General features: G+C 67.6%; 3 protein-coding genes. All 3 read left to right on the top strand.

Annotated features, from left to right (window positions below):
* The coding region (locus tag F615_RS19075) for a DUF2345 domain-containing protein (protein ID WP_019562381.1) at nucleotides 1–1,024 on the top strand (1,024 nt) is incomplete at its 5' end.
* Nucleotides 1,021–2,376, top strand: a complete 1,356-nt coding sequence (locus F615_RS19070) for a hypothetical protein (protein ID WP_019562380.1) — start codon at nucleotides 1,021–1,023, stop codon at nucleotides 2,374–2,376. The genes F615_RS19075 and F615_RS19070, both read left to right, overlap by 4 nt.
* On the top strand, nucleotides 2,373–2,641 hold a 269-nt coding region (locus tag F615_RS19065; protein WP_033371824.1), incomplete at its 3' end, for an Imm71 family immunity protein. The genes F615_RS19070 and F615_RS19065, both read left to right, overlap by 4 nt.

Here is a 2,641-nt window from a genome sequence, read left to right as displayed (position 1 = left end):
CGGCAGCGGCTTCGAGCTGGCCAGCGACGGCTGGACCTGCGTGCGCGCGGCCGCAGGCTTGCTGCTGAGCAGCACCGCACGCGCGGCCCAGGGCGCCAGCGTGCACGGCGCGCAGATGGACTGCCAGCAAGCCCAGGCGCAGCTGCGCGCTGCGCAGGCCCTGCAGCAGCGGCTGCAGCAGGCCGCCGCCGCCCAGCGGCCCGAGCCGCCGGCGCCTGAGGCGGCCGCCTGGAGCCAGGCCGTGCAAGCACTGGAGGGCTCGCCCGAAGCCGCCGGCGGCTTCACCCAGCCCCTCCTGCTGTGGGATGCGGCCGCCTCGGCCCTGTACAGCACCGAAGGCCCGCTGGGAGCCTATGCCGCCCAAGACCAGCACTGGGTGGCCCAAGCCGACATGCAGCTCAGCGCCGCGCATGCGGCCAGCATCGCCGCCGGCGGCACGGTGAGCTGGTACGCCCACGACGGCGATCTGCAACTCAAAGCCGCCGCCGGGCCGCTGTCCTTGCACGCGCACACCGACACCTTGTCCATCCATGCCGACCAAGACCTCACGATCACCAGCACCGACGACGAAATCCACCTCCAGGCCAAGACGCGCATCGAACTGACCTCGGGCGCCAGCCGCATCGTGCTCGACGGCGGAGACATCACCTTCACCTGCCCGGGCGCCTTCACCGTGCAGGCGGCCACCCATGAGTGGGGTGGGGGCAGCAGTGCGCCGGCCATGCTCAACCCGCTGCCGCAGGGCCTGCAGAGCCTGCCTTCCCACGAGCTGCACGTGCAGCACGCATACCACGACGACGAAGGGCTGCAGGCCGCCCGGTTCGAAGCTCGACTGGGCGACGGTAGCGTGCGGCGAGGCATCACCGATGCTGCGGGCACCTTGAGCCTCCCGGATGTGCCCCCTGGCCCCGTGCAGGTGCGCTTCGAGCCGGACGGACGCGTCTTCGAGCGTCGTGACGATACGTGCCATGACCGCCGAGCCGACCTGCAGGCCCTGATGGATCGCCATGGAGGCTCGACATGAACGGGTCCGTCTCCGACACCGAAGTCGCGCGCTGGGCGCTGGATGTCAGCGACTGGCTGTGGGGCACCGTGCAAGGCGCCTGGAACGAAAAGCAGTCCACCAGCCAGGTCATCGTCGATGCCGTCATCGGCATGATTCCGCTGGTGGGCGATGTCACTGCCGCGCGCGATCTGATCGCCGTGTCCACCCGTCTGGCCAGCGACCCGGCCAAGCGCGAAGACACCATGGAGTGGGTGCTGCTGGTGGTGCTGGTGTTTGCGCTCATCCCCGTCATCGGCGGCGTCATCAAGGGGGTGGGACGCCTGCTCATCAAGGGCATCCGTGAAGGGGCCGACAACGCACAAGTCCTCAAGGACATCGTCGAGTTCTGCAACCGCATCGGGCACGGCAACGCCCTGGCCTGGGTACGCCAGCTCCATATCGCGGGCTACCAGGCCCAGGTGCTGGCCAAGTTCAACGAACTGATGGACCTGCTGGTGCAGGCCCTCACCCGCATGCACGACCGCCTGGGCTGGTTGGCCAGCGACGGCATGAAGCGCGCCTGCACCGAATGGATCGACAACTTCCAAGCGCTCAAGGCCCAGGGCGCACGGATGATCCCCCGGGCCATCCGCGAGCTGGACGCCTGGATGCGCCAGGTGCAACGAGCCGTCTACCAAGGCCAGTGGCACACGGTGACCCCCGGTGTGCGCCACATCACCCGTGAAGCCGAAGCGGCCCTCATCGAAAACGCGCCGCGCAAGCTGCCACGACAGCGCAGCGGGCACCCGGCCAATGCCTTCGAGGACTACCAACATGTCCAGGGGTGGCCGGATTTGCGGAAGGGAGCAAAACGTGACCCCGATAGCAAGAAATACTTCAGCGAAACCATCGCCGCCTTCTCCGGCCCGATGCGCGCGGTGGAGCTCAAGCCCGGGCAGACGATCTACCGGGTGCTGCTGCCTGCCAGAAACGGCAAAGCCAGCCCCTGGTGGCTGGAGAAGCTGCCCGAGACGGCCCAGGAGTGGCGCGAACTCCTGGCCGTGCTGGACAAGTTCAACAAGAACAACTTCTTCATCAAGTACACCATCCCCGAAGGCACCACGCTCAAGGCCTGGCGGGGCAAGGCCGCCGAGCAGTTCCACGGCGAAGTGGGACAGTACCTGCCTGGCGGAGGCATGCAGTTGTTCGTGGACTTCCCGCCACACATCAGGGCCGAAGTGCTTGAGCTGCCGGCGCTGTCCACCGGCTGGGGCAAGACAACGAAGCGTTATGGTTACGGCCCCCAGGCCGATGCCGCCATCGGCGAGATCGAACTGGAGCGGCTGGCCGCCAATGAAGTGCGCACCAAGATGACAGGAACCGGCCCATGAGCCACGACCACCCGACCCCCATGAGCGAGGACGAGCGCCGCAAGGTGTTCTGGCTGCTCAAGAAGTACAGCTCCTACACCGCCTGGGAGGCCCTGGCGCAGGCCTACTACCGGTTTGCCGATGCATGGATGACGGCCATGCGACGGGCCGACGATGCGGACATCGACGAGTTCAACCAGGACGCCACCAAAAGCATCCTCACCGGCCGCATCGGCTTCGAGAAGGGTCTGGCCCGGCTGAAGAAGGGCGACCGGTCGGTGTGGCG

Source organism: Caldimonas manganoxidans ATCC BAA-369 (assembly GCF_000381125.1).
GTDB lineage: Bacteria > Pseudomonadota > Gammaproteobacteria > Burkholderiales > Burkholderiaceae_C > Caldimonas > Caldimonas manganoxidans.
This window is presented reverse-complemented; position numbering and strand designations above follow the sequence as displayed.

Bases quoted from the DNA above. Each gene is read 5' to 3' on its own strand.
- F615_RS19070 (WP_019562380.1), top strand. From the start codon at position 1,021: ATGAACGGGTCCGTCTCCGACACCGAAGTCGCGCGCTGGGCGCTGGAT.